Raw genomic sequence first — 20,734 nt, forward strand, 5'->3', positions numbered from 1 at the left:
GCTGCGCTTCGTGAGAATTACTGCTGCAGGTAGTTCAGAACGATGTCGTGGTGATTGGTGGTTTTGAAATCATCAAACACTTTTTCAATCTTGCCTTTGGCGTCGATCAGGAAGCTGATGCGGTGAATGCCATCATAGGTCTTGCCCATGAAGGTTTTCTCGCCCCACACGCCAAACTGTTGTGATACCTGATGGTCTTCATCAGACAACAGCGTGAAGTTGAGCAGCTCCTTTTCGGCGAAGCGCGACAGTTTTTCCGGTTTGTCGGTGCTGATGCCCAGCACTTCGACGCCGGCCTTTTTCAATTCGTCCATGTTGTCCCGCAGGCCGCAGGCTTGCACGGTGCAGCCCGGCGTCATCGCCTTCGGATAGAAATAAACCAATACTCGCTGTCCCTGGAAGTCGGCCAAATTAATTTCCTCACCGTCCTGGTCAGGCAAACTAAATTTCGGCGCTGTGTCACCGGCTTTCAATGGGCTCATCACTACTCTCCATCTTTCTCATCATGCTGTGGATAGTTCACCACGCTAATACTGCCTTGCGCGTTCAATTCTGTACATAGGCGATGGAAGGCTTGCTCAATATTTGAGGCGTCCCGATCGCCGGAACTGTGGGCGGTTATTTGAATATACAGCTGCGGCGGCAGGTCGCCGTCCGCCGGCTGCGTGCGTGAGACCAGCTCGGCGATATTCATCTGGCTGGAGTCGAACAGATCGGTAAAACGTTCGATGATGTGCGGCGAGTCCTTCACCTCGACCTGAACCCACACGGTGGCCGGCATCGGCGGCCTTTCATGCGAGTTTGTGCGCTTCATCACGATCAGCAGCTCCAGCTCCGCGCCTTTTTGCGGCAGGGTGGATTCGATCAGGGTGATGGCGTTCCAGCTGCCGGACAGCAGCATGATGAACGTGAACTCCTCTCCCAGCATGGCCAGACGGCTATCTTCGATATTGCATCCGCAACTGCTGACGTGGCGGGTGATGGTATTGACGATTCCGGGGCGGTCGGCGCCGAGCGCGGTAATCACGAGATAGTGTTCGTCTGACTGAGGCAAAATGGCGCTTCCTGTCGTGCTTAATGGGGTTACCATGGTAAACATAAAAAAAACCGCCTGCCAAGCGCTTACAACGCGGTTGTGCGCTTGCTTTTGGATAGGCAGCAAAAGTACCATGAGTGACTTGTTTGTGGAGGGGACGGCCAATGTTTACGGGAAGTATTGTTGCACTGGTTACGCCGATGGACGACAAAGGTGCTGTCGATCGCGCGAGCCTGAAAAAATTGATCGATTATCATGTAGCCAGTGGCACCGCGGCGATCGTTTCCGTAGGGACCACCGGCGAGTCCGCAACGCTTGCCCATGACGAGCACGTTGACGTGGTGCTGCAGACGCTGGAGCTGGCCGACGGCCGCATTCCGGTGATCGCCGGCACCGGCGCCAACGCTACCGCCGAAGCCATCGCGCTCACCACCCGCTTCGCCAACACTGGCGTGGTAGGTTGTTTGACGGTGACGCCGTACTACAATAAGCCGACGCAGGAAGGGCTGTATCAGCACTTCAAGGCGATCGCCGAGAGCACCGAGCTGCCGCAGATCCTGTATAACGTGCCTTCGCGCACCGGCTGCGACATGCTGCCGCCGACCATCGCTCGGCTGGCGAAAATCAAGAATATTGTTGCTGTAAAAGAAGCGACGGGGAACTTAAGTCGCGTTAGTCAGATCCAAGTGCTGGTTGACGATGAAGACTTCATTTTGCTGAGCGGCGACGACGCCAGCGGCCTGGACTTCATGCAACTGGGCGGCAAAGGGGTGATTTCCGTGACGGCCAACGTGGCTGCACGCGAGATGGCGGAACTTTGTGCGCTGGCGGCGCAGGGCAAATTCGCCGAAGCGCGCCGCTTAAATCAGCGCTTGATGCCGTTGCATCAGGATCTATTTGTAGAAGCAAACCCAATTCCGGTGAAGTGGGCCTGTAAGGCGTTGGGATTGATGGCAACCGATACGCTGCGTCTGCCGATGACGCCGTTGAGCGAAACCGCCCGCCCGGTGGTGGAGCGCGCGCTGAAAAGCGTCGGTTTGCTGTAACTCTAAGGGAAATTTGATGGCTTATTCATTGCAAAAGTCGACGGTAGCAAAAGTAGTGGGCATCTCTTTGGTGATGATGCTGGCGGCCTGCAGCAGCGATCAGCGCTACAAGCGCCAGGTCAGCGGCGACGAGGCTTACCTCGACGCGGCTCCGCTCAAGGCGCTGAACGCGCCGTCCGGCATGATCCTGCCGGTGCAGAGCGGCAACTATGACGTGCCCGCCACGACGCTGCAAGGCAACGTCGGCAAGCAACTGGACATTCGTCCGCCGGTGCAGCCGTTGGCGCTGCTGAGCGGTTCTCGCGCGCAATACGCCGGCGACAGCGGCACGCTGCTGCTGGAAAACAGCCCGCAGAACCAAAACCTGTGGTCGCGCGTAGTCAGCCTGCTGCAGGCGAAGAACATCGCGATCGCTTCCCGCCAGGACGCCGGTCAGACCCTGACCACCGACTGGGTGAAGTGGAACCGTCTGGACGAAGACAACCAGTACGAAGGCCGTTATCAGATCAGCGTGCAGCAACAAGGCTACCAGCAGGCGCTGGTGGTGAAAAGCGTTGGCCTGCAGCAGCAGGGCAAGACCGAACAGGTCACCGATCAATCTGAGATCCAGCGTTACAACGGCATGATGATCAACACCCTGATCGAAGGTCTGGACAAGCAGGACAACCTGGCGAGCGGCCAGACCGCCAGCCGCTTCGGCGCGCTGGACGTGCAGAGCGGCGCCGATGATACCGGCCTGCCGATGTTGGTCGTGCGCGGCCCGTACACCGTGGTGTGGGATCGCCTGCCGCCGGCGCTCGAAAAACTGGGGATGAAAGTGGGTGACCGCAGCCGTCCGCAGGGCACCGTCGCCGTGACCTACAAGTCCCTGAGCAGCAGCGATTGGGATGCGTTGGGCGTCAAGGATCCTGAGCTGGCGGAAGGGGATTACAAGCTGCAGGTCGGCGATCTCAACAACCGCACCAGCCTGCAATTCATCGATCCGAAAGGCAAACCGCTCACCCAGTCGAAAAACGACGCACTGGTGGCGGCATTCCAGTCTGCCTTCAGTAAAACCAGCGTTAAATAACCAAAAAGGGGCTTCGGCCCCTTTTTGTTTTGTCTATACGGTATCGTTTGCGTCGCAGGTTTGGCACAATAGTGCCCGGCACGCCAAAGAATTCATTAGGTCAATTCTATACCCCCTAATTTCGGGCCGCGCTCGGGAGACAACGGGGATACATCACTGGAGTAAGTAAGATGCAAAAGCTAGCTGAGCTGTATCGCGGAAAGGCAAAAACCGTTTACACCACCGAGAATCCCGATCTGTTGGTGTTGGAGTTCCGCAACGATACGTCAGCACTGGATGGTCAGCGCATTGAGCAGTTCGATCGCAAAGGCATGGTGAACAACAAGTTCAACCATTTCATCATGAGCAAACTGGAAGAAGCCGGCATCCCGACCCAGATGGAGCGTCTGCTGTCCGACAACGAAGTGCTGGTGAAGAAGCTGGACATGGTGCCGGTGGAATGCGTGATCCGCAACCGCGCCGCCGGTTCGCTGGTGAAGCGTCTGGGCATCGAAGAAGGTCTGGTGCTGAACCCGCCGCTGTTCGATCTGTTCCTGAAAAACGACGCCATGCACGATCCGATGGTCAACGAATCCTACTGCGAAACCTTCGGCTGGGTGAGCAAAGAGCATCTGGCGCGCATGCGTGAGCTGAGCTATCGCGCCAACGAAGTATTGACCAAGCTGTTCGACGACGCCGGCCTGATCCTGGTCGATTTCAAGCTGGAATTCGGCCTGTTCAACGGCGAAGTGGTGCTGGGCGATGAATTCTCGCCGGACGGCAGCCGTCTGTGGGACAAAAACACCCTGGACAAGATGGACAAAGACCGCTTCCGTCAAAGCCTGGGCGGGCTGATCGAAGCCTACGAAGAAGTGGCGCGCCGCATCGGCGTGAAGCTCGACTAAGCGTTGGCACCGCCATTCGGGGCGATCCGGCCGGATCGTCCCGCTGTTCTGCATTTTTCCAGAAAATTTCTACATTTCCTCCGCGGCAGACCATTTATAATGATGGATGCGAGATGACTAAAACCTATCCCACTCAGGCTTGAAGCTGCCTTTGCGCTTACCAACGCGCGGCATCTTCAACGAGCAGGGGAAATATCTGGAGTGTATTTATGCGTTGGCAAGGGCGTCGGGAAAGTGACAATGTTGAGGATCGTCGCGGGCAGTCTTCAGGTTTGGGCGGCGGTGGCGGCGGTTTCCGCGTGCCGGTGCGCGGCAAGGGCGGCATCGTCATTCTGGTGGTGGTGCTGGTGGCCGGCTATTACGGCATCGATCTGTCGCCGCTGTTGAACGGCGGTAATGTCGCTCCTCAGGGTCAACAACAGAGCGCCAGCATCAGTCCGAAAGACGATGAGCTGGCCAAATTTACCTCGGTGGTGCTGGCCTCGACCGAAGATAACTGGAAAGAGATTTTCCAGCGCATGGGCAAAACCTACCAACCGCCGAAGCTGGTGATGTATCGCGGCGTGACGCGCACCAGCTGCGGCACCGGTCAGGCGGCAATGGGGCCGTTCTACTGCCCGGGCGACAGAACGGTGTATATCGATCTGTCTTTCTATCAGGACATGAAGACCAAGCTGGGCGCCGGCGGTGATTTCGCTCAGGCCTATGTGGTGGCGCACGAAGTCGGCCACCATGTGCAGAACCTGCTGGGCATCGAGCCGAAGGTCCGCCAGATGCAGCAGGGCGCCAGCCAGGCGGAAGTGAACCGCCTGTCGGTGAAAATGGAGCTGCAGGCGGACTGCTTTGCCGGCGTATGGGGCAAATACGCCGAGAAGCAGCAGATGCTGGAAGAGGGCGACCTGCAGGCGGCGCTGAATGCCGCACAGGCGATTGGCGACGATCGGTTGCAGCAACAGAGCCAGGGCCGCGTCGTGCCGGACAGCTTTACCCACGGCACTTCGCAGCAGCGCTACACCTGGTTTAAACAGGGCTTCGACAGCGGCGATCCCAATACCTGCAACACCTTCGCATCCCGTTAACACCTCACGTGCCGGAGCCTGACTCCGGCATTTTTTTCGAATTGAGATACAGCCTTATGCTACAGGCAGCGCAACAACTCATGCGGCGGCAGGGCATCCGGCGCCTGCTGGTGCTCAGCGGCGAACCCGAGTGGTGCCGCGAACAGGCGCAGCGGCTGGCGGCGACGTTGCCCGGCGACTGGCCTTGGGTCGGGGAGAATCCGCCGCCCGGCCAGGCGGCGTTGGCGAGCGGCGCGGTGCGTCAATTGCTGGGGCAGGAGCGGCTGCACGCAGTGTTCGATGCCGGTCATTCGCTGGACGTAGAGGCGCTGGCGGCGTTGAGTGGCGCCCTGCGCGCCGGCAGCTGGCTGCTGCTGTTGACGCCGCCCTGGCGGCAATGGGCTCAGTTGCCGGACGGCGACAGCCTGCGCTGGAGCGATTGCCCGCAGCCGATCACCACGCCGCATTTCATTCATCATCTGCAGCAGCATCTGACCGACGACAGCGAAGTGACGATCTGGCGGCAGGATGAGCCCCTGACGCTGGCCGCGCTGCCGGCGCGTGAAGGGTGGCTGCCACCGGATGGCCGGCCGACCGAGGAACAACAGGCGATCTTGACGGCGCTGCTGCAGGCCGAGTCCGGCGTGTGGGTGCTGACCGCCGCTCGCGGCCGCGGCAAATCGACGCTGGCGGGCATGCTGGTGGCGCAGTCGCCGCTGATCTGCTGGATCACCGGGCCGAGCCGCGCCGCCACGGCGGTGGCCGGAGAATGGGCGCAGGGGCGCGCGCAGTTTTGGGCGCCCGATGCCTTGTTGGCGCAGTGCCGGGAAGGCGACGTCAGCGCCGTGGGGTGGCTGCTGGTGGATGAGGCGGCGGCGATCCCCGCGCCGCTGTTGCAGCAGTTGATCGGCTATTTCCCGCGCGTGTTGCTGACCACCACGGTGCAGGGCTATGAAGGCACTGGCCGCGGTTTTCTGCTGAAGTTTTGCGCCGGGCTGCCGGCCTATCAGGCGCTGAGCCTGCATCAGCCGATGCGTTGGGCGCAGGGGGATGCGCTGGAACGGATAACGGACAATGCGCTGTTGTTCAACGAGCTGCCCGCCTGGCCGGCGGATGGCCAGGCGATCGATTACAGCCAGGCGGAACAAGGCGAGCTGTGCGCCGATCCGCAGCGGCTGGCGCGTTTCTACGCCCTGCTGAGCAGCGCGCATTACCGCACCTCACCGCTGGATTTGCGCAGGTTGATGGATGCGCCCGGCATGCATTTTGGGCTGGCGCAGGCCGGTTTGGAGGTGGTCGGCGCTGTGTGGCTGGTGGAAGAGGGCGGATTGAGCGCCGAGTTGGCGCACGACGTGTGGGCCGGCCGCCGTCGGCCGCGCGGCAATCTGGTGGCGCAGTCGTTGGCGGCGCATGGCGGCCAATGGTGGGCGCCGACGCTGCGTTCACGGCGCATTACCCGCATTGCGACGCTGCCGGCATTGCGGCGGCGGGGTATCGCGCGCCAGTTGATCGAGCGGCAACGCCGCCAGGCGCAGGGGCTGGACTTTCTGTCGGTCAGCTTCGGCTATACCGAGCCGCTGTGGCGCTTTTGGCAATCCTGCGGTTTCGAGCTGGTGCGCATCGGCAGCAAGCCGGAGGCCAGCAGCGGCTGCTATACCGCGATGGCGATCTTGCCCCTGAGCGAGCAAGGAGAGGCGCTGCGGCACGCGGCACACAAGCATCTGGCGCGCGACTGGCCCTGGCTGCGGCAGCGTATCGAGCTTACGCTGGCGATCCCGGGCGACGACGGCGATACGTCGCTCGGCGAAGAGGACTGGCGCGAGCTGGCCGGGTTCGCTTTTGCCCATCGGCCGCTGGAGGCCAGCCTGGGGGCGTTGCAGCGGTTGCTGTTGGCTAGCAGTCTGCCGCTGCCTGCACTGCGCGGCCATCTGCAGCGGCGGCACTCTCCCGCGGAGTGCGCAGAGCGGGCGGGCGTCAGCGGCCAGAAAGCCTTGCTGCGCCATTGGCGGCATGAAACGGCGCAGGCGCTGGAACAGCTGAATGCGCAGCACTGCCGCTACTGGCGCGACTGGGCGCAGTCATTGCAATAAATTGAAGAACTTGCTCAATAAAACCCGATTTTCCCGATTTCTCAGCGGCGTATAGTGGCTGTCAGCGGTGCGGCGACGACAGTCGCTGCGTCAGGTTTGGTTACTATTAAGGAGTCATCGATGAAACATGAGCATTTCGTTGTCCAAAGCCCGGCGACCCCGGCGGCGCAGCTGATCTTGCTGTTTCACGGTGTCGGCGACAACCCGGTGGCGATGGGGGAGATCGGCAGTTACTTCGCCAAAGAGTTTCCCCAGGCGCAGGTGGTAAGCATCGGTGGCCCCGCAGCGTTTGGCAACGGCGCCGGCCGCCAGTGGTTTTCGGTGCAGGACGTGACCGAAGAGAACCGCGTGGCCCGCATCGCAGACGTAATGCCGCAGTTTGTGGCCGTGGTGCGCCATTGGCAGCAGCTGAGCGGCGTTGGCTATGCCGGCACTGCCCTGGTGGGGTTCTCGCAGGGAGCGATCATGGCGCTGGAGGCGTTGAAGGCGGAAACCCGCCTCGCCGGGCGAGTGGTCGCGTTCAGCGGGCGTTTCGCCCAGTTGCCTGAGCAGGCGTTCGGCGACAGCGTGGTGCATTTGATCCACGGCGAAGAGGACGCGGTGATCGCGGTGCAGCATGCTCACGCGGCGGCGGAGGCGTTGCGGACCAACGGCGCCGATTTCACGCTGGACGTGGAACAGGACGTTGGGCATGCGATCAACCAGGGCATGATGAACGCCGCGCTGGAAAGGTTGCATTACTATGTGCCGCAGCGCTACTGGGACGAAGCCTTGTCCGGCAAGCGCGGCGAGCTGATCGCCTTCCGCTAAAAATTCAGGGCGCCGATGAGCGCCCTGATATCACTTCTTCTTCGGCCAGTCGTCTTCGTCATCCCACTGGGCGTTGTTGTCGCGGTGCGGCGGTATCTCCGGCTTGTTGGCCAGATAGCTTTTGACGTCAACGCGGCGCAGTTCCTTGATGCCGCTGACGACCATCCCCACCAGAACCAGCAGGATAATCCACCAGTAATCAGCTAACCATTGCATAGCTACTCCTTTCCTTTACTGCGTATAAAACGCGAAAAAATCGATGGCAGATGGCGTTCGAGCCATTCGGCACCGGCGACCTCCTTGTCTTGCCAGGCCGCCAGCAACAGCGCCGGCGTCAGCAAGTGTTCGGCCTCTTGCGCCAGCGGCCGGTAGCTCAGATGCCACGGCTCCACCGCTACGCCGCCGCAGTCTTCGGTGAAGGGGCGGTAGAAACCGAATTCGGCCATATGCGCCGTCAGCCACTGGTTAAGGGGCGCAAAGTAGCCGCCTTCCTCATATTCCCACGGTTCCAGCTGCAGCTTTTGCCCTTCCGGCAACAGCGACGGATCGTACACGTCCAGATCGCTGCCCCAGTGGTGGCGGCTGGCGCCCGGCAGAGCCGACCAGCGCAGGATCGCCTCACAGCGCTCGGCGGCGGACAGCGGCGCGACGTCGATCGGTTGACTGTCCTTATCTAATACTGGCCGCTGGCCGCAGAATTTGCCATTCCAGATGGCCAACTGCCGGTCAAAATCGCGGAAGGTGCTGGCGGGCTGGAGATCGAATCCCGCCGCACGCGCCGCCTGCTGCATCGCCAGAAACGCGTTGACGGCTTCCGGCTGCAGCCGATGGTTGCCGCTCAGCGGCGCCAGGTGCTCGGTCGAGCGGCCGGTGAGCATTTCTGCGTTGATCATGCGATCAATTGCTCCATGATGCGTTGATACATGCGGCTCAGCAGCTGCAGATCCGCGGCGTTGACGCATTCGTTGACCTTGTGGATGGTGGCGTTGACCGGCCCCAGCTCCACCACCTGTGCACCCATCTGCGCGATGAAGCGGCCGTCGGAGGTGCCGCCGGTGGTCAACAGCTGCGGCGTCAATTCAGAATAGTGCTCGACGGCGTTGACCACCGCATCCACCAGCGCGCCACGCGAGGTGAGGAACGGCTGGCCGGACAGACGCCACTCGATGCTGTAATTCAGATGATGGCGTTCCAGCAGCTCTTCCACGCGCTGCTTGATCATCGCGTCGGTCAGTTCGGTGCTGAAACGGAAGTTGAACTGCACGTAGAAATCGCCTGGGATCACGTTGTTGCTGCCGGTGCCGGCCTGCACGTTGGCGATCTGCATGCTGGTCGGCGGGAAGAACTCGTTGCCGCGATCCCATTCGATCGCCACCAGTTCATTCAGCGCCGGCATGGCGCGGTGCACCGGGTTGTCCGCCAAATGCGGATAGGCGACGTGCCCCTGTACGCCGTGGATATGCAGGTTGGCGGTGATGGAGCCGCGACGGCCATTTTTCACCACGTCGCCGACGCGCTCGGTGCTGGACGGCTCGCCGACCAGGCAGTAATCCAGCCGCTCGTTGCGCGCCATCAGCGCTTCGACCACTTTAACCGTGCCGTGAGTGGCGCTGGCTTCTTCATCCGAAGTGATCAGGAATGCCAGACGACCCCGGTGATTCGGGTTGGCGGCGACAAAGCGTTCCGCGGCCACCACCATCGCGGCCAATGACCCTTTCATATCCGCCGCGCCGCGGCCGTACAGCATGCCGTCGCGGATTGCCGGTTCAAACGGCGGGTTGTCCCAGCGCTTTTCATCGCCGGTCGGCACTACGTCGGTGTGCCCGGCAAACGCCAGGGTTTGCCCTTCGCCGCGCCAGGCCCAGAAGTTTTGGGTATCTTCGAAGTCCATTGCTTCGACGGTGAAACCGATCGCCTGCAGGCGATCGATCATCAGCTGCTGGCAGCCTTCATCATTTGGGCTGAGGGAAGGGCGTTTGATCAGTTGCTGAGCCAGTTCGATAACCGGGCAAGTCATACGGCGACCTCGGCGATAAATTGCTGGTAAGTGTCGGCGTTGAAACCGAGCAGGGTGCGCCCGTTGCCGGCGTCCAGCAACGGGCGTTTGATGATCGCCGGCTGCGCCAGCATCAGCGCGATGGCGGCGTCGGCGTTATCGCAGGCGTTGCGCTGCGCTTCATCCAGCTTGCGCCAGGTGGTGCCGCGGGTATTGAGCAGCGGCTCCCACCCCAATTGCGCGACGAAACCGCGCAGCCGTTGTTCGTCCAGGCCGTCGGCGCGATAGTCGTGAAAATGATAGGCCACGCCCTGATCTTCCAGCCAGCGGCGGGCTTTTTTGATGGTGTCGCAGTTTTTGATGCCGTACATCGTCAGCGTTGTCTGTTGCGGTTTGTTTGCCATGGCGTAAAGCTACCTGTCTCGTCGAGTCGATACTGAGCGGCGTGGGCGATCTTTGGCCCGCTAGCCGCCCGGCGATAGCAGAGATAATGCCAGTAAAGCGGCGGCGAGATCCAGACAACGATGCGTGCGAGGTGCGATTGCGCGCCAGGGATAAGAGGTCGGCAACGTGGTTGAACGGCTGCCTTCGCCGACCGTGCTGGTGAAAAGGCGCCGGCGAAAGCGTTCTGCCGCCAATGCAGAGCTGGCGGAGAGAGAGCTACTCTTTATTGATCCTTATGTTTAAACGATCGGTCAAACACCGTACGCGGGTAATATGCAAGAGCGGTTTTATCCGGCTGGCGCCGAGTTTTTTCATTATTCGCGACTTGTAATGATTGGCGGTTTTATTTCTGATATTCATGGCATTGCTGATGTCGGCCAGCGATTTTCCCGTCGACCATTCCGAGAGAAAATGCGATTCGCGCTGAGAGAGTTGCGGCGGCTCGGTATAGTGGCTGTAGCGCTTATATAAGTCGCCGATCAGGTGGCTGAAGCGGCTCAATGATATAAGGTTTGATAATATAATGGTCTTGCTGTCGACAATCACCATGTCATGCAGGCAGTCGGTGATAATGACTATTTTGTAGGTATTGGGGTTGGCATATTCATCGCGGTAGCGCGCTTCAAAATTGGCGATGGTGACATCGATAAAGCAGACTCTTTTGCGGCTAAAGCCGGCCGGCGCGCGTTTCTCCGCCCAGATTTGATTAATGAGCTGCCGGATGCCGATAGCGGTATAGGCACACTCGCTGAAAATATCAATTTTCATTTTATTATAATCCCTTAATTTCTATTTCCCGGTGAGGAGATATCTTAAAACATAAAAAAAGAAACAATCTAAATAATTTCACATTGAACTTATTGGGCGCCGCAGGGAAAGAACGCTATCCTGCGGTGGACAATCAGGAAAGCCCCATATACTAGCATGATTTATAAAGAGTAAATTTGGTTTTTAATCGAGCTGCCCAGTGAAGAAAGAGGAATAGAATAGAAATCCTCTATTAATACTCCGGTTATTAAAAGGAATTAACATAGAAAATGGCTATCAAAATAAAATATTCGATCGTTAATATCGATCGTTTTTGTGAGGGAGGGAATGTTAATGAATTAATAATTAAGATATTTCTTGCTTTTTAGCGAGGGGTGTTGATTATTTTTAGCGCAGTTCAAAGAGTGTGCTGGGACAATCTCATGGCGCGCGCCAAATTAATGGCAAAGATAAATCTTAATCAAAAAAATGCGATGTTTTAAGCTGCGTGCGTTGTGCAAGTGGGGAGGATTTATACGGGGGAACGGCATGAAAGAATGCCGGATCGAAATTTCCGATAAGATCACGTCGGAAATAGCGTCTTGTCTTGTGGACGGATTGGATCGCGTTAACGATGAATATATCGGCTACGACAATCGTCGGCCGTGGTGAAAGATCCTGACAGCGGCAGCAATTCTGCGGGGCATCTGCCGCCCTATTTTTATCAGCCGAACGTTGTAATGCGCGATTAACGCACGTAGCCCCCCAGTTGCAAACGCCACAGAGCATCCCCCTCTGCGAACACCATGCCGGTGGTCAAATCGTGAAAACCGTACTTTTCATAGAAAGCCAGTTTTTCCGGCACCGAATAGATGAAAACCTTGCCGAGCGGCGCCAGATCTTGCATCACCCGGTCCATCAACCGGCGCCCCAATCCCTGCCCCTGAAAGCGCGGATCGATCGCCACGTCGGCCAGGTAAGCGACCGAAGTCAAATCGCTGATGGCATGCGCGGTGGCGATCAGCTCATCGCCGATAAACCCCCAATAGCAAAACTGGCTGTGTTGATAAACGCGTTGCAGCGTATGCGGATCGCGTTCGCCCAGCCCGGCGGCCTGCAGCAATTCACACAGCCGCCGCCAGTCGATGGCGCGGCGGTTCATATCGGTGATGATTTCCATCGTTTTCCTCTAATCAATATGATTGAGATCGGCGGCATAGTGCCGAATGGCGCGCTGATAGCCGCGGATGTCGGGGTCTGACGAGGTTTCCGCCAGCAACAACAACAGATCGGCCACGGCCCGTTTACCTTCATCCAGGTTGTACAGCGTCATGGCACGAAACAGCCTCAGCTCGTTGGCCTGCGGGAATTCAGCCAAGCCATCGTCGAAAGCGCGCAGCGAAGCCGGGTATTTCCCCAGGGCGCGGTAAGTGCTGCCGAGGCCCAGCCAGGCTTCACGGCGCTGGGCGGGCGGCAAATCGCGACCCAACGCCGCGAGGTAGCAGGGAATCGCCTGTCGCTCCAAACCCTGAACGTCGTACAGGCAGGCCAGCTGAAAATGCAGCATCGCCGCTTCCGGCTCTGCCGCCAGTTGCCGCAACGCCAGCGCAGTGGCTTCCTGATAATGACCTTGCGCTTTCAACTGTGAGACAGACAAAGAGGTGGACATGATCGGCGCTCCATTGGCGTATTGTTATACCTTTTACACGCTATCGTGGAGAAATTGATATCACAAGGGAATAGCCGCACTGAACATTGATCAGATAAATACGAAAATGTGCGCTAACCCCGGTTTCCGGGCCCGGCATCGTTCCCGTTTCCCTTCACATGGTCAAAAAACAGGCGTAGAATCCGCTTCGTCAAATAATTGAGGTTGTAAAGTATTATGGTTGATCGTGAATTAGGAAACTGGAAAGACTTCATTGATGAGATGTTGGGCAACTGACACAGCGATGAAGCCGATGGCAAGGTTGAGTCATTGGAAAATTACTGAAACACCGTGGGAACGAAATATTCGTTCGAAAAAGCAGCATCGGTCATCCGACGCTGCTTTTTTTATGCGCCGCCGATCACTCTTCGGCGGGCGGTGTGGCGGCCGGATGCGCTTTACCGGGGAAGCGGCGGCGAACCAGCACGAAGAACAGCGGCACGAAGAAAATCGCCAGCAGGGTGGCGGAGATCATGCCGCCCATCACCCCGGTGCCGACCGCATGCTGGCTGCCGGAGCCGGCGCCGCTGCTGGTGGCCATCGGCAGCACGCCGAAGATGAACGCCAGCGAGGTCATCAGGATCGGCCGCAGGCGCATGCGCGACGCGTCGAGCGTCGCCGACATCAGATCCTGCCCTTTCTGGTTCAGCTCATTGGCGAACTCGACGATCAGAATGGCGTTTTTCGCCGACAGCCCAATGATGGTCAGCAGGCCGACCTGGAAATAAACGTCGTTCTCCAGGCCGCGCAGCCAGGTGGCGGCGACCGCGCCGATCACCCCCAGCGGCACCACCAGCATCACCGAGAACGGAATTGACCAGCTCTCGTACAACGCCGCCAGACACAGGAACACCACCAGCAGCGAGATGGCGTACAGCGCCGGCGCCTGCGAGCCGGACAGCCGTTCCTGATAGGACATCGCCGTCCATTCCAGACCGAAGCCGGCCGGCAGCTGGCTGACCAGTTTCTCCATTTCCGCCATGGCGGTGCCGGTGCTGACGCCGTTGGCCGCTTCGCCGACGATCTCCAGCGCCGAGCTGCCGTTATAGCGTTCCAGCCGTGGCGAACCATACTCCCAGTGCGAGCTGGCGAAGGCCGAGAACGGCACCATGCCGCCCGTGCTGTTGCGCACATACCATTTGTTGATGTCATCCGGCAGCATGCGGAACGGCGCCGCAGCCTGCACGTAGACTTTTTTCACCCGGCCGCGATCGACGAAGTCATTGACGTAGGTCGAGCCCCAGGCGGTAGAGAGCGTGCTGTTGATGTCGTCGATCGACACGCCCAGCGCCTGAGCCTTGCGTTGATCGATATCGATTTGCAACTGCGGGCTGTCGTCCAGGCCGTTGTGGCGCACGCGCGACAGCAGCGGATTTTGCCCGGCGAGCTGCAGCAATTGATCGCGCGCCGCCATCAGCTTGGCGTGGCCGAGGCCGGCGTGGTCTTCCAACTCCATATCGAAGCCGGAGGAGTTGCCGAGGCCGGTGATCGCCGGCGGACTGCTGGCGATCACCCGGGCTTCGTTAATCTTGCTGAATGCCTGAGTCGCGCGATCGATGATGTCGAATGAGCTGTTGGCGCCCGAGGCGCGCAGGTCCCAGTCTTTCAGCCGGACAAACAGGCGCGCCACGTTTTGGCCGTTGCCCCCCGGCCCGGAGCCGATGATGGCGAACACCGACAACACGTCCTGTTTCTCTTCGGTGAGGAAGTACTGCTCGACCTTCTCCACCACTTTGGACGTTTGCTGCAGGGTCGATCCCGCCGGCAGCTGCACCTGTACGGTGAAGATGCCGCGGTCTTCCTGCGGCAGGAACGAGGTCGGCAGCTTGATGAACAGCAGCGCCATGCCGCCGAGCAGCAGCAGATAAATCACCATATAGCGGCCGCTGGCGTGCAGGATGCGCCCCACGCCGCGCTCATAGCGATCGGCATTGCGGTTGAACATGCGGTTGAACCAGCCGAAGAAGCCGCGCTTGCCGTGATGATGCCCCTTGGCGATCGGTTTAAGCAGCGTCGCGCACAGGGCCGGGGTCAGGATCATCGCCACCAGCACCGACAGCACCATGGCGGAGACGATGGTGATGGAGAACTGGCGATAGATGGCCCCGGTGGTGCCGCCGAAGAACGCCATCGGCACGAACACCGCCGACAGCACAAGAGCGATGCCGACCAGCGCGCTCTGGATCTGCCCCATGGATTTGCGCGTGGCCTCTCGCGGCGGCAAGCCTTCCTCGCTCATCACGCGCTCGACGTTCTCCACTACCACGATAGCGTCGTCCACCAGCAGGCCGATCGCCAGCACCATGGCGAACATGGTGAGGGTGTTGATGCTGAAGCCGCAGGCGGAGAGGATGGCGAAAGTGCCCATCAGCACCACCGGCACGGCGATGGTGGGGATCAGGGTAGCGCGGAAGTTCTGCAGGAACAGGTACATGACCAGGAATACCAGCAGGATGGCCTCCAGCAGCGTTTTCACCACGTCCTTGATCGAGGCTTTGACGAACGGGGTGGTTTCATAGGCCACTTTGGCTTCCAGTCCGTGCGGGAAGTATTGCGACAGCTCGGCGATTTTGTCCTTCACCAACTGGTCGGTCTGCAGTTCGTTGGCGCCGGAAGCCAGCTTGATGTTCATGCCGGCGGCCTGCATGCCGTTGTAGCGGCTGAGGTAGTTGTAGTTCTCGCCGCCCAACTCAACGGTGGCGACGTTGCCCAGCGTCACCAGCGAACCGTCCTGATTGACCCGCAGGGTGATCTGGCGGAACTGCTCCGGCGTCTGGAGCTGCGACTGGGCGTTGATGGTGGCGTTCAGCGCCTGTTTATCGACCGACGGCGTGCCGCCCAACTGGCCGACCGCCACCTGGGCGTTCTGCGACTGAATGGCTTTGACCACGTCCTGGGTCGTGAGCTGATAGCTGTTGAGCTTGTTGGGATCGAGCCAGATGCGCATGGCGTACTGCGAGCCGTAGACGTCCATGCTGCCGACGCCGTTGATGCGGCTGAGCGGATCCTGCAGGTTGGAGACGATGTAATCGGCGATGTCCTGCTTGTCCATGCTGTTGTCGGTGGAGACGAACGCCACCATCATCAGCGTGGTATCGCCGGATTTCGAGACCGTGACCCCCTGATTCTGCACCGCCTGCGGCAGACGTTTGATCGCCGCCTGCAGCTGGTTTTGCACCTGCTGCATCGCTTCGTTGGGATCGGTGCCGGCTTCGAACGTCAGCGTGACGGTCGCCTGGCCGGTATTGGTGCTCTGCGACGACATATACATCATGTTGTCGAGGCCGGTCATATTCTGTTCAATGATCTGCGTGACGGTGTTTTCCAGCGTTTGCGCCGAAGCGCCTGGATAAGTTGCGCTGATGCGCACGTTCGGCGGCGCCAAATTCGGGTATTGTTCTACCGGTAAAGAAAAAATCGCCAACGCCCCGGTCAGGCAAAGAATTATTGCCAGCACCCAGGCGAAAATCGGGCGATCAATAAAAAAATTGGCCATGCAGCGCGAACCTCGTTATGACTTGTTCTATCTTTAAAACGCATCAGAATTATGCATTTCAGCGGCAGGGAGGGATCCCGGCGCTATTGCACTGTACTCGGGAAAGCCGAGGAAAGCGTGGAGAAAAAAAGGAGATAGTGTAAATAACGGTAGCGTAAAACGGCGTTGGCGCTTGTTTGCCGACAACGAGACGCGATTAAGACATTTTTATGACTGTCGAAGGCCTTGCGTGCCTTTTTCGCGCGCAGGGAACCGGAAATAAACAGGACTCACCTTACAGCAGGAGCTTGGCATGGGAATTAACCCGGTATTTGCCCGTCGGCTTTATTTGTGCTGGCTGATCAGTCACAGTGAGCGGCCCAATGTGCCGCGGTTGATGGCGTTGACCGGTTGGCCGCGCCGCACGTTGCAGGATGTGCTGAAGGCGCTGCCCGGCATGGGTGTCGAGCTGCAGTTCGTGCAGCAGGGCGTGCGCAACAACGACGGTTTCTATCAGCTGGAAAGCTGGGGGCCGTTCAACAAGAGCTGGGTGCACCAGCACCATCAGGCGCTGCTCAGCGCCATCGAGTAAGCTGCCCCGGCGCAGCTGCCGGGGCTGACGTTCATTGGCTTTTATGCTCCAGGTACATCACCGTCGCCGCCACGCGAGAACGCACGTCCAATTTGCGCAGTATGTTGCGGATGTGCACCTTCACGGTTTCTTCAGAGATATGCAGCTGCGCCGCTACCTGTTTGTTGGACAGGCCGCGCGCCACCTCTTGCAAGACATCCAGCTCACGTTCGGTCAAGGCGGCAAAGGGATCGCGCTGCTCACTGCGCGCCAGCAAATAGTCGGCCATGGCGTCGCTGATCACGTTCTGCCCCTCGGCGGCGGCGCCGATGTGCTCCAGCAGCAGTTCCGGCTCGCTGTCTTTCAGCAGGTAGCCGTCGGCGCCGGCGTCGATCAGCGCATACAGATCGCTGCGCGCGTCGGAGACCGTCAGCACGATGATGCGCGCGTCCACGCCTTCGTCGCGCAGGGCCCGCAGCGTGTCCAGCCCGGACATGCCCTTCATGTTCAGATCCAACAAGATCACGTCCGGGGCGTGCTGCAGCGCCAGCGCAACCGCCTCGCTGCCGTTGCCGGCCTCCGCCACCACGCTAAATCGCGCATCCAGTCCCAGCAGTTGTTTGATGCCGCGCCGCATCAACGGATGATCGTCAACGATCATGACTCGGTATTGCTTCATCACCATGAAATATGCTCCCTGTAGCAAGTAAAGCCACTCAAACGCGCCCTGCGGCGTGCTTCACAGTGGGACTGTCTCTTCAAAAATAGCGGCAATCAGCGCCGTAAACCTCCCCGGACGGCCTTCCGCCCGGCGGCAACCGTAACGCAGAATGAACAGCCGCAAGGTCAGGGCGAGAATGTCAGGCAAACCGCCGTGCCGCCGCCGCTTCTGCGCTGAATGTGCAGCGTTCCTCCCAATCGCGCCGCGCGTTCGCTCATGATGGTCAAACCATAATGCCCTTCCGGTTCCTCCAGACTGGCGATGCCGCAACCGTCGTCGGTAATGCTGAAAACGTTGTCGCCTGCGGCGTTGACCTCGCAACACACCGTAATCTCGTCTGCCCCGGCGTGCTTGACGGCATTGAGCACCGCCTCGCGCACGATCTGCAGCGCGTGCACCTGCTGCTGGGCGTTGAGCGCCTGCGAAGACAGCCGACAGTGTAACTGAATCCGCGCGGGGGTTAGCGCTTTTAATGGCTGCAGCAGCTGCTCCAGCGCGGCGTTCAGATCCGCCTCCTGAATGTTGAGGCGGAAGGTGGCCAGCAACTCTCTCAACTGGCGATAGGCATCGGCCAGCGTGCGATCGAAATCGTCGATAATGGTCTGCGCCGCCGGATCGGCGGCGCTGCGCCGCAGCAGCGTCAGCTGGATGCGCAGGAACGACAGCGTCTGCGCCAGCGAATCGTGCAGCTCGCGGGCGATGGTCGCACGCTCTTCCATCAACAGCAGATATTGGTGCTGCTTTTGTGCCCGGTTGAAGTAAACGCCGCGGCCCAACATATTGGCCAGGCTCTGCATCAGGTGAGGATGCGGCGGGTGCGCCTCGGGCTGCCAGCGCAACTCGCCCAGCGGCTTGTCGCCCTGGGTGATCGGCAGCGCGTTCCAGGCCTGCGTCGGCGCCGCTTCCCCTTCGCTCAGCCGCCACTGGCCCTGACCGTCCGCTACGTTCAGCTGGATGCAGCGCAGCCGTTCGCTTTGGCGCACGATGCGCAGCACATTTTCGAACGCCTGCTGATCGAGCTGGCGCACGCTCAGCGCCTGCGAGCAGCGATACAGCACCTCAAGCGTTTCATTGGCCTGCTGCAGACGTTGGGTTTTTTCCTGTACCTTCAGCTCCAGCGACTGATAGAGCCGGGCCAGTTCGTCCGACATGGCGCTGAAGGTTTGCGACAGCACGCCGAGCTCGTTCGGCAACGTCACGTCCAACTGTGGGTGGTGAAAATCCCCTTGTTGCACGCGCTGGCTGGCGTCGACCAGATGTTGCAGCGGGGTGACCACCTGGCGGCGCATAAAACGAATGCAAAACAGCACCAGACCGATGATGGCGGCGTAACCCAGCACGCTGACGGCGGCCACCAGGGTCAGTTTCAGTTCGGAATAGCGCTGCAGGGCGGACACGAAATGGTCAACGCGATTGACATGGCCGGCGACCTCCGCCCGATAGGCGATCGCCTGCCCGTTGCGGATCTGCCGCTCCATCGTTTGCCACGCCTGTTGCAGCGCCAGGTAATGGTTGCGCACCTCGGCCGGTACGTAGAAGCGCGCCAGTTTTTGCAGCGCCGGCGCCTGCAATGACTGCCGGTATTGCTGCAGGTGCAGCTCCAGTTCTGGGCTCTGTTGGTCGAGATCGAAGGCCAACCGGTAGCTTTGCATGCGCAGCGAACCGGCGATATTGATCGCTTCGGCATCACTCTGGCTGCCGGCGACGGTGGTCAACGCCAACCCGGTGGCGAGCACCGACAGTATCACGATGCCGAACAGCGCTTTGGCCAGGCTGCCGGTCACGGAACGTTTAACAAGCAATCAAGGATCCTTCTCTCAGGTAGGGCGCGTCGCCAGTTTCATTCGAAAGCAAAACTATAACTTTTGCAACTAAAATGCACCGCGATTTGTATCAAGTTGTCAACAAAACGGGAACAATTGTGGTTGTGTAATCAAATGAATAGCGAAACGCCCGTCGATTTTCAGCGGCGGGCCGGTTTCCTCTGACGATTTGTCTTTGGGGGGCGAATCGCACTGGGTTTTATGCAATCTCATGCGCCTGAGCGCGACTTATTTTTCATTATTTTAAGCAATGTTAAGTCCCGGCTTGTCCGGCGGGGCGCGGTGTGATTTTTGTTGCAAATCGTCTGCCGCGGCGCGGCCTAATCGCGGTATGATCTTCACGTTGTCACGCAAGGGAAAAGGGTTATGTCGTCGAAAATTGAGAATGTGAAGAAAGAGCTGCTGTCGGACAACTGGTATGTGCTGCACAAGTACACGTTCGATCTGAAACGCAAAAACGGCGGTTCGGTGCAACAGGTGCGCGAGGTCTACGATCGCGGCAACGGCGCCACCATTTTGCTGTATAACCGCGCCAAGGGCACGGTGGTGCTGACCAACCAGTTCCGCATGCCGACCTACGTCAACGGCAACGAGAGCGGCATGCTGCTCGAGGCCTGCGCCGGCTTGCTGGACGCCGACTCTCCGGAGCAGTGCGCGCGCCGCGAAGCGGTGGAGGAGACCGGTTTTCAGGTCAGCGAGGTGAAGAAAATCTTCGAAGCCTACATGTCGCCGGGCGGCGTGACCGAGATCGTGCACTTCTTTATCGCCGAATACCATGACGATGAGCGGCGCGCGGCCGGCGGTGGCATTGAAGATGAAGATATCGAAGTGATCGAACTGCCGTTTCGCGACGCGGTGGCGATGATCGCCGATGGCCGGATTAAAGACGGCAAAACCATCATGCTGCTGCAGTATTTGCAGATTCATCGGGTGATGGAATAAAAAAAGCCGGTCATGATGACCGGCTTTTTTATCGGCTTGCGCCCGGCGGCTTATTTCAGCAGCGCCTGCGCCTTGGCCACCACGTTGTCCACGGTGAAGCCGAACTCGGCGAACAGCTGCTCCGCCGGCGCCGACTCACCGAAGGTGGTCATGCCCACGATAGCGCCGTTCAGGCCCACGTACTTGTACCAGTAATCCGCGATACCCGCTTCCACCGCCACGCGCGCCGTTACCGCCGCCGGCAGCACCGACTCGCGGTACGCCGCATCCTGCTTGTCGAACGCGTCGGTCGACGGCATCGACACCACGCGCAC

22 protein-coding genes are annotated in these 20,734 nt (G+C 59.6%); 9 read left to right on the forward strand and 13 right to left on the reverse strand.

All coding sequences use genetic code 11. From position 1 onward, the window contains the following. Nucleotides 1–17: 17 nt before the first annotated feature. Together bcp and ACJ8M3_RS19350 are read right to left on the reverse strand one after the other, a co-directional pair. Complete coding sequence (gene bcp, locus ACJ8M3_RS19345; protein ID WP_033635500.1) at nucleotides 18–482, reverse strand: thioredoxin-dependent thiol peroxidase; 465 nt, start codon at nucleotides 480–482, stop codon at nucleotides 18–20. 2 nt (nucleotides 483–484) lie between these two features. Continuing rightward, a complete protein-coding gene (locus tag ACJ8M3_RS19350) occupies nucleotides 485–1,090 on the reverse strand; it encodes a glycine cleavage system transcriptional repressor (protein WP_369795937.1) in 606 nt (201 codons plus the stop codon). A 110-nt stretch (nucleotides 1,091–1,200) separates the two neighbouring features. On the opposite strand from ACJ8M3_RS19350, the gene dapA reads away from it, so the two are divergent. The 6 genes from dapA (at nucleotide 1,201) to ypfH (ending at nucleotide 7,993) form a co-directional block, all read left to right on the forward strand. Then, nucleotides 1,201–2,082 carry a 4-hydroxy-tetrahydrodipicolinate synthase gene (dapA, locus tag ACJ8M3_RS19355; RefSeq protein WP_033644005.1) on the forward strand — a complete coding sequence of 294 codons (882 nt, stop codon included), beginning with the start codon at nucleotides 1,201–1,203 and terminating at the stop codon, nucleotides 2,080–2,082. A gap of 16 nt (nucleotides 2,083–2,098) precedes the next feature. Further along, nucleotides 2,099–3,151: an outer membrane protein assembly factor BamC gene (gene bamC, locus ACJ8M3_RS19360; protein ID WP_089197310.1), complete on the forward strand. Its 1,053-nt coding sequence runs from the start codon at nucleotides 2,099–2,101 to the stop codon at nucleotides 3,149–3,151. Between the two features lie 170 nt (nucleotides 3,152–3,321). After that, a complete protein-coding gene (purC, locus tag ACJ8M3_RS19365; protein WP_033644003.1) occupies nucleotides 3,322–4,035 on the forward strand; it encodes a phosphoribosylaminoimidazolesuccinocarboxamide synthase in 714 nt (237 codons plus the stop codon). A gap of 209 nt (nucleotides 4,036–4,244) precedes the next feature. Then, nucleotides 4,245–5,114: a KPN_02809 family neutral zinc metallopeptidase gene (gene ypfJ / locus ACJ8M3_RS19370; protein ID WP_033644002.1), complete on the forward strand. Its 870-nt coding sequence runs from the start codon at nucleotides 4,245–4,247 to the stop codon at nucleotides 5,112–5,114. Between the two features lie 56 nt (nucleotides 5,115–5,170). Continuing rightward, complete coding sequence (locus ACJ8M3_RS19375; RefSeq protein WP_089197309.1) at nucleotides 5,171–7,183, forward strand: tRNA(Met) cytidine acetyltransferase TmcA; 2,013 nt, start codon at nucleotides 5,171–5,173, stop codon at nucleotides 7,181–7,183. 120 nt (nucleotides 7,184–7,303) lie between these two features. Further along, nucleotides 7,304–7,993 carry an esterase gene (gene ypfH / locus ACJ8M3_RS19380; protein WP_042785172.1) on the forward strand — a complete coding sequence of 230 codons (690 nt, stop codon included), beginning with the start codon at nucleotides 7,304–7,306 and terminating at the stop codon, nucleotides 7,991–7,993. 30 nt (nucleotides 7,994–8,023) lie between these two features. Here the strand turns inward: ypfH and ACJ8M3_RS19385 are convergent, their stop codons facing one another. From ACJ8M3_RS19385 to ACJ8M3_RS19415, 7 genes are all read right to left on the reverse strand, one after another. Next, nucleotides 8,024–8,209, reverse strand: a complete 186-nt coding sequence (locus ACJ8M3_RS19385; protein ID WP_004941720.1) for a YpfN family protein — start codon at nucleotides 8,207–8,209, stop codon at nucleotides 8,024–8,026. Nucleotides 8,210–8,211: 2 nt separating this feature from the next. Beyond that, the gene (locus tag ACJ8M3_RS19390) at nucleotides 8,212–8,886 is read right to left on the reverse strand and encodes a M15 family metallopeptidase (protein WP_033643999.1); all 675 of its coding nucleotides are present in this window, start codon (nucleotides 8,884–8,886) and stop codon (nucleotides 8,212–8,214) included. Continuing rightward, a complete protein-coding gene (dapE, locus tag ACJ8M3_RS19395; RefSeq protein WP_033643998.1) occupies nucleotides 8,883–10,010 on the reverse strand; it encodes a succinyl-diaminopimelate desuccinylase in 1,128 nt (375 codons plus the stop codon). The genes ACJ8M3_RS19390 and dapE overlap by 4 nt, the downstream gene beginning before the upstream one ends. Further along, nucleotides 10,007–10,393, reverse strand: coding sequence for an ArsC family reductase (locus tag ACJ8M3_RS19400; protein WP_046687605.1), 387 nt, complete (start codon nucleotides 10,391–10,393; stop codon nucleotides 10,007–10,009). Before ACJ8M3_RS19400 ends, dapE begins: the two co-directional genes overlap by 4 nt. A gap of 256 nt (nucleotides 10,394–10,649) precedes the next feature. Beyond that, complete coding sequence (locus ACJ8M3_RS19405; RefSeq protein ID WP_089195054.1) at nucleotides 10,650–11,201, reverse strand: LuxR C-terminal-related transcriptional regulator; 552 nt, start codon at nucleotides 11,199–11,201, stop codon at nucleotides 10,650–10,652. A gap of 727 nt (nucleotides 11,202–11,928) precedes the next feature. Continuing rightward, entirely contained in the window at nucleotides 11,929–12,360 is a 432-nt protein-coding gene (locus ACJ8M3_RS19410; protein ID WP_033643995.1) for a GNAT family N-acetyltransferase, read from the reverse strand. A 9-nt stretch (nucleotides 12,361–12,369) separates the two neighbouring features. After that, nucleotides 12,370–12,849 (reverse strand): tetratricopeptide repeat protein, encoded by a 480-nt coding sequence (locus tag ACJ8M3_RS19415; protein ID WP_033651520.1) that lies wholly within the window; start codon nucleotides 12,847–12,849, stop codon nucleotides 12,370–12,372. Nucleotides 12,850–13,065: 216 nt separating this feature from the next. Here ACJ8M3_RS19415 and ypfM point away from each other — a divergent pair, with 216 nt between their 5' ends. Beyond that, the gene (gene ypfM / locus ACJ8M3_RS19420; RefSeq protein ID WP_100396732.1) at nucleotides 13,066–13,125 is read left to right on the forward strand and encodes a protein YpfM; all 60 of its coding nucleotides are present in this window, start codon (nucleotides 13,066–13,068) and stop codon (nucleotides 13,123–13,125) included. A gap of 124 nt (nucleotides 13,126–13,249) precedes the next feature. On the opposite strand, the gene acrD is transcribed toward ypfM, so the two are convergent. Next, nucleotides 13,250–16,384: a multidrug efflux RND transporter permease AcrD gene (gene acrD, locus ACJ8M3_RS19425; protein WP_046687604.1), complete on the reverse strand. Its 3,135-nt coding sequence runs from the start codon at nucleotides 16,382–16,384 to the stop codon at nucleotides 13,250–13,252. A gap of 292 nt (nucleotides 16,385–16,676) precedes the next feature. Between acrD and ACJ8M3_RS19430 the strand changes: the two genes are divergently transcribed. Continuing rightward, the gene (locus tag ACJ8M3_RS19430) at nucleotides 16,677–16,955 is read left to right on the forward strand and encodes a winged helix-turn-helix domain-containing protein (protein ID WP_004941750.1); all 279 of its coding nucleotides are present in this window, start codon (nucleotides 16,677–16,679) and stop codon (nucleotides 16,953–16,955) included. A gap of 31 nt (nucleotides 16,956–16,986) precedes the next feature. On the opposite strand, the gene ACJ8M3_RS19435 is transcribed toward ACJ8M3_RS19430, so the two are convergent. Both ACJ8M3_RS19435 and narQ read right to left on the reverse strand, forming a co-directional pair. Next, nucleotides 16,987–17,619: a response regulator gene (locus tag ACJ8M3_RS19435; RefSeq protein ID WP_033643992.1), complete on the reverse strand. Its 633-nt coding sequence runs from the start codon at nucleotides 17,617–17,619 to the stop codon at nucleotides 16,987–16,989. Between the two features lie 161 nt (nucleotides 17,620–17,780). Continuing rightward, the gene (gene narQ, locus ACJ8M3_RS19440; protein WP_069100427.1) at nucleotides 17,781–19,457 is read right to left on the reverse strand and encodes a nitrate/nitrite two-component system sensor histidine kinase NarQ; all 1,677 of its coding nucleotides are present in this window, start codon (nucleotides 19,455–19,457) and stop codon (nucleotides 17,781–17,783) included. 387 nt (nucleotides 19,458–19,844) lie between these two features. Between narQ and nudK the strand changes: the two genes are divergently transcribed. Beyond that, nucleotides 19,845–20,420: a GDP-mannose pyrophosphatase NudK gene (gene nudK, locus ACJ8M3_RS19445; protein WP_033643990.1), complete on the forward strand. Its 576-nt coding sequence runs from the start codon at nucleotides 19,845–19,847 to the stop codon at nucleotides 20,418–20,420. Between the two features lie 50 nt (nucleotides 20,421–20,470). Here nudK and ACJ8M3_RS19450 read toward each other — a convergent pair. Further along, nucleotides 20,471–20,734, reverse strand: a 264-nt coding sequence (locus ACJ8M3_RS19450; protein WP_273831248.1) for a transketolase-like TK C-terminal-containing protein, incomplete at its 5' end; no start/stop codon positions are given.

This window comes from Serratia sp. CY55921 (genome assembly GCF_052167655.1).
Classification (GTDB): Bacteria; Pseudomonadota; Gammaproteobacteria; order Enterobacterales; family Enterobacteriaceae; genus Serratia; species Serratia ureilytica.

Excerpts from the sequence above, each read along its gene's own strand:
- ACJ8M3_RS19405 (WP_089195054.1), bottom strand. The coding sequence starts at position 11,201 with ATGAAAATTGATATTTTCAGCGAGTGTGCCTATACCGCTATCGGCATC.
- ypfJ (WP_033644002.1), top strand. The coding sequence starts at position 4,245 with ATGCGTTGGCAAGGGCGTCGGGAAAGTGACAATGTTGAGGATCGTCGC.
- ypfH (WP_042785172.1), top strand. The coding sequence starts at position 7,304 with ATGAAACATGAGCATTTCGTTGTCCAAAGCCCGGCGACCCCGGCGGCG.
- dapA (WP_033644005.1), top strand. The coding sequence starts at position 1,201 with ATGTTTACGGGAAGTATTGTTGCACTGGTTACGCCGATGGACGACAAA.
- ACJ8M3_RS19390 (WP_033643999.1), bottom strand. The coding sequence starts at position 8,886 with ATGATCAACGCAGAAATGCTCACCGGCCGCTCGACCGAGCACCTGGCG.
- nudK (WP_033643990.1), top strand. The coding sequence starts at position 19,845 with ATGTCGTCGAAAATTGAGAATGTGAAGAAAGAGCTGCTGTCGGACAAC.
- ACJ8M3_RS19415 (WP_033651520.1), bottom strand. The coding sequence starts at position 12,849 with ATGTCCACCTCTTTGTCTGTCTCACAGTTGAAAGCGCAAGGTCATTAT.
- ACJ8M3_RS19375 (WP_089197309.1), top strand. The coding sequence starts at position 5,171 with ATGCTACAGGCAGCGCAACAACTCATGCGGCGGCAGGGCATCCGGCGC.
- ACJ8M3_RS19430 (WP_004941750.1), top strand. The coding sequence starts at position 16,677 with ATGGGAATTAACCCGGTATTTGCCCGTCGGCTTTATTTGTGCTGGCTG.
- acrD (WP_046687604.1), bottom strand. The coding sequence starts at position 16,384 with ATGGCCAATTTTTTTATTGATCGCCCGATTTTCGCCTGGGTGCTGGCA.
- dapE (WP_033643998.1), bottom strand. The coding sequence starts at position 10,010 with ATGACTTGCCCGGTTATCGAACTGGCTCAGCAACTGATCAAACGCCCT.
- purC (WP_033644003.1), top strand. The coding sequence starts at position 3,322 with ATGCAAAAGCTAGCTGAGCTGTATCGCGGAAAGGCAAAAACCGTTTAC.
- bamC (WP_089197310.1), top strand. The coding sequence starts at position 2,099 with ATGGCTTATTCATTGCAAAAGTCGACGGTAGCAAAAGTAGTGGGCATC.
- ACJ8M3_RS19435 (WP_033643992.1), bottom strand. The coding sequence starts at position 17,619 with ATGGTGATGAAGCAATACCGAGTCATGATCGTTGACGATCATCCGTTG.
- bcp (WP_033635500.1), bottom strand. The coding sequence starts at position 482 with ATGAGCCCATTGAAAGCCGGTGACACAGCGCCGAAATTTAGTTTGCCT.
- ACJ8M3_RS19410 (WP_033643995.1), bottom strand. The coding sequence starts at position 12,360 with ATGGAAATCATCACCGATATGAACCGCCGCGCCATCGACTGGCGGCGG.
- ACJ8M3_RS19385 (WP_004941720.1), bottom strand. The coding sequence starts at position 8,209 with ATGCAATGGTTAGCTGATTACTGGTGGATTATCCTGCTGGTTCTGGTG.
- ACJ8M3_RS19400 (WP_046687605.1), bottom strand. The coding sequence starts at position 10,393 with ATGGCAAACAAACCGCAACAGACAACGCTGACGATGTACGGCATCAAA.
- ACJ8M3_RS19350 (WP_369795937.1), bottom strand. The coding sequence starts at position 1,090 with ATGGTAACCCCATTAAGCACGACAGGAAGCGCCATTTTGCCTCAGTCA.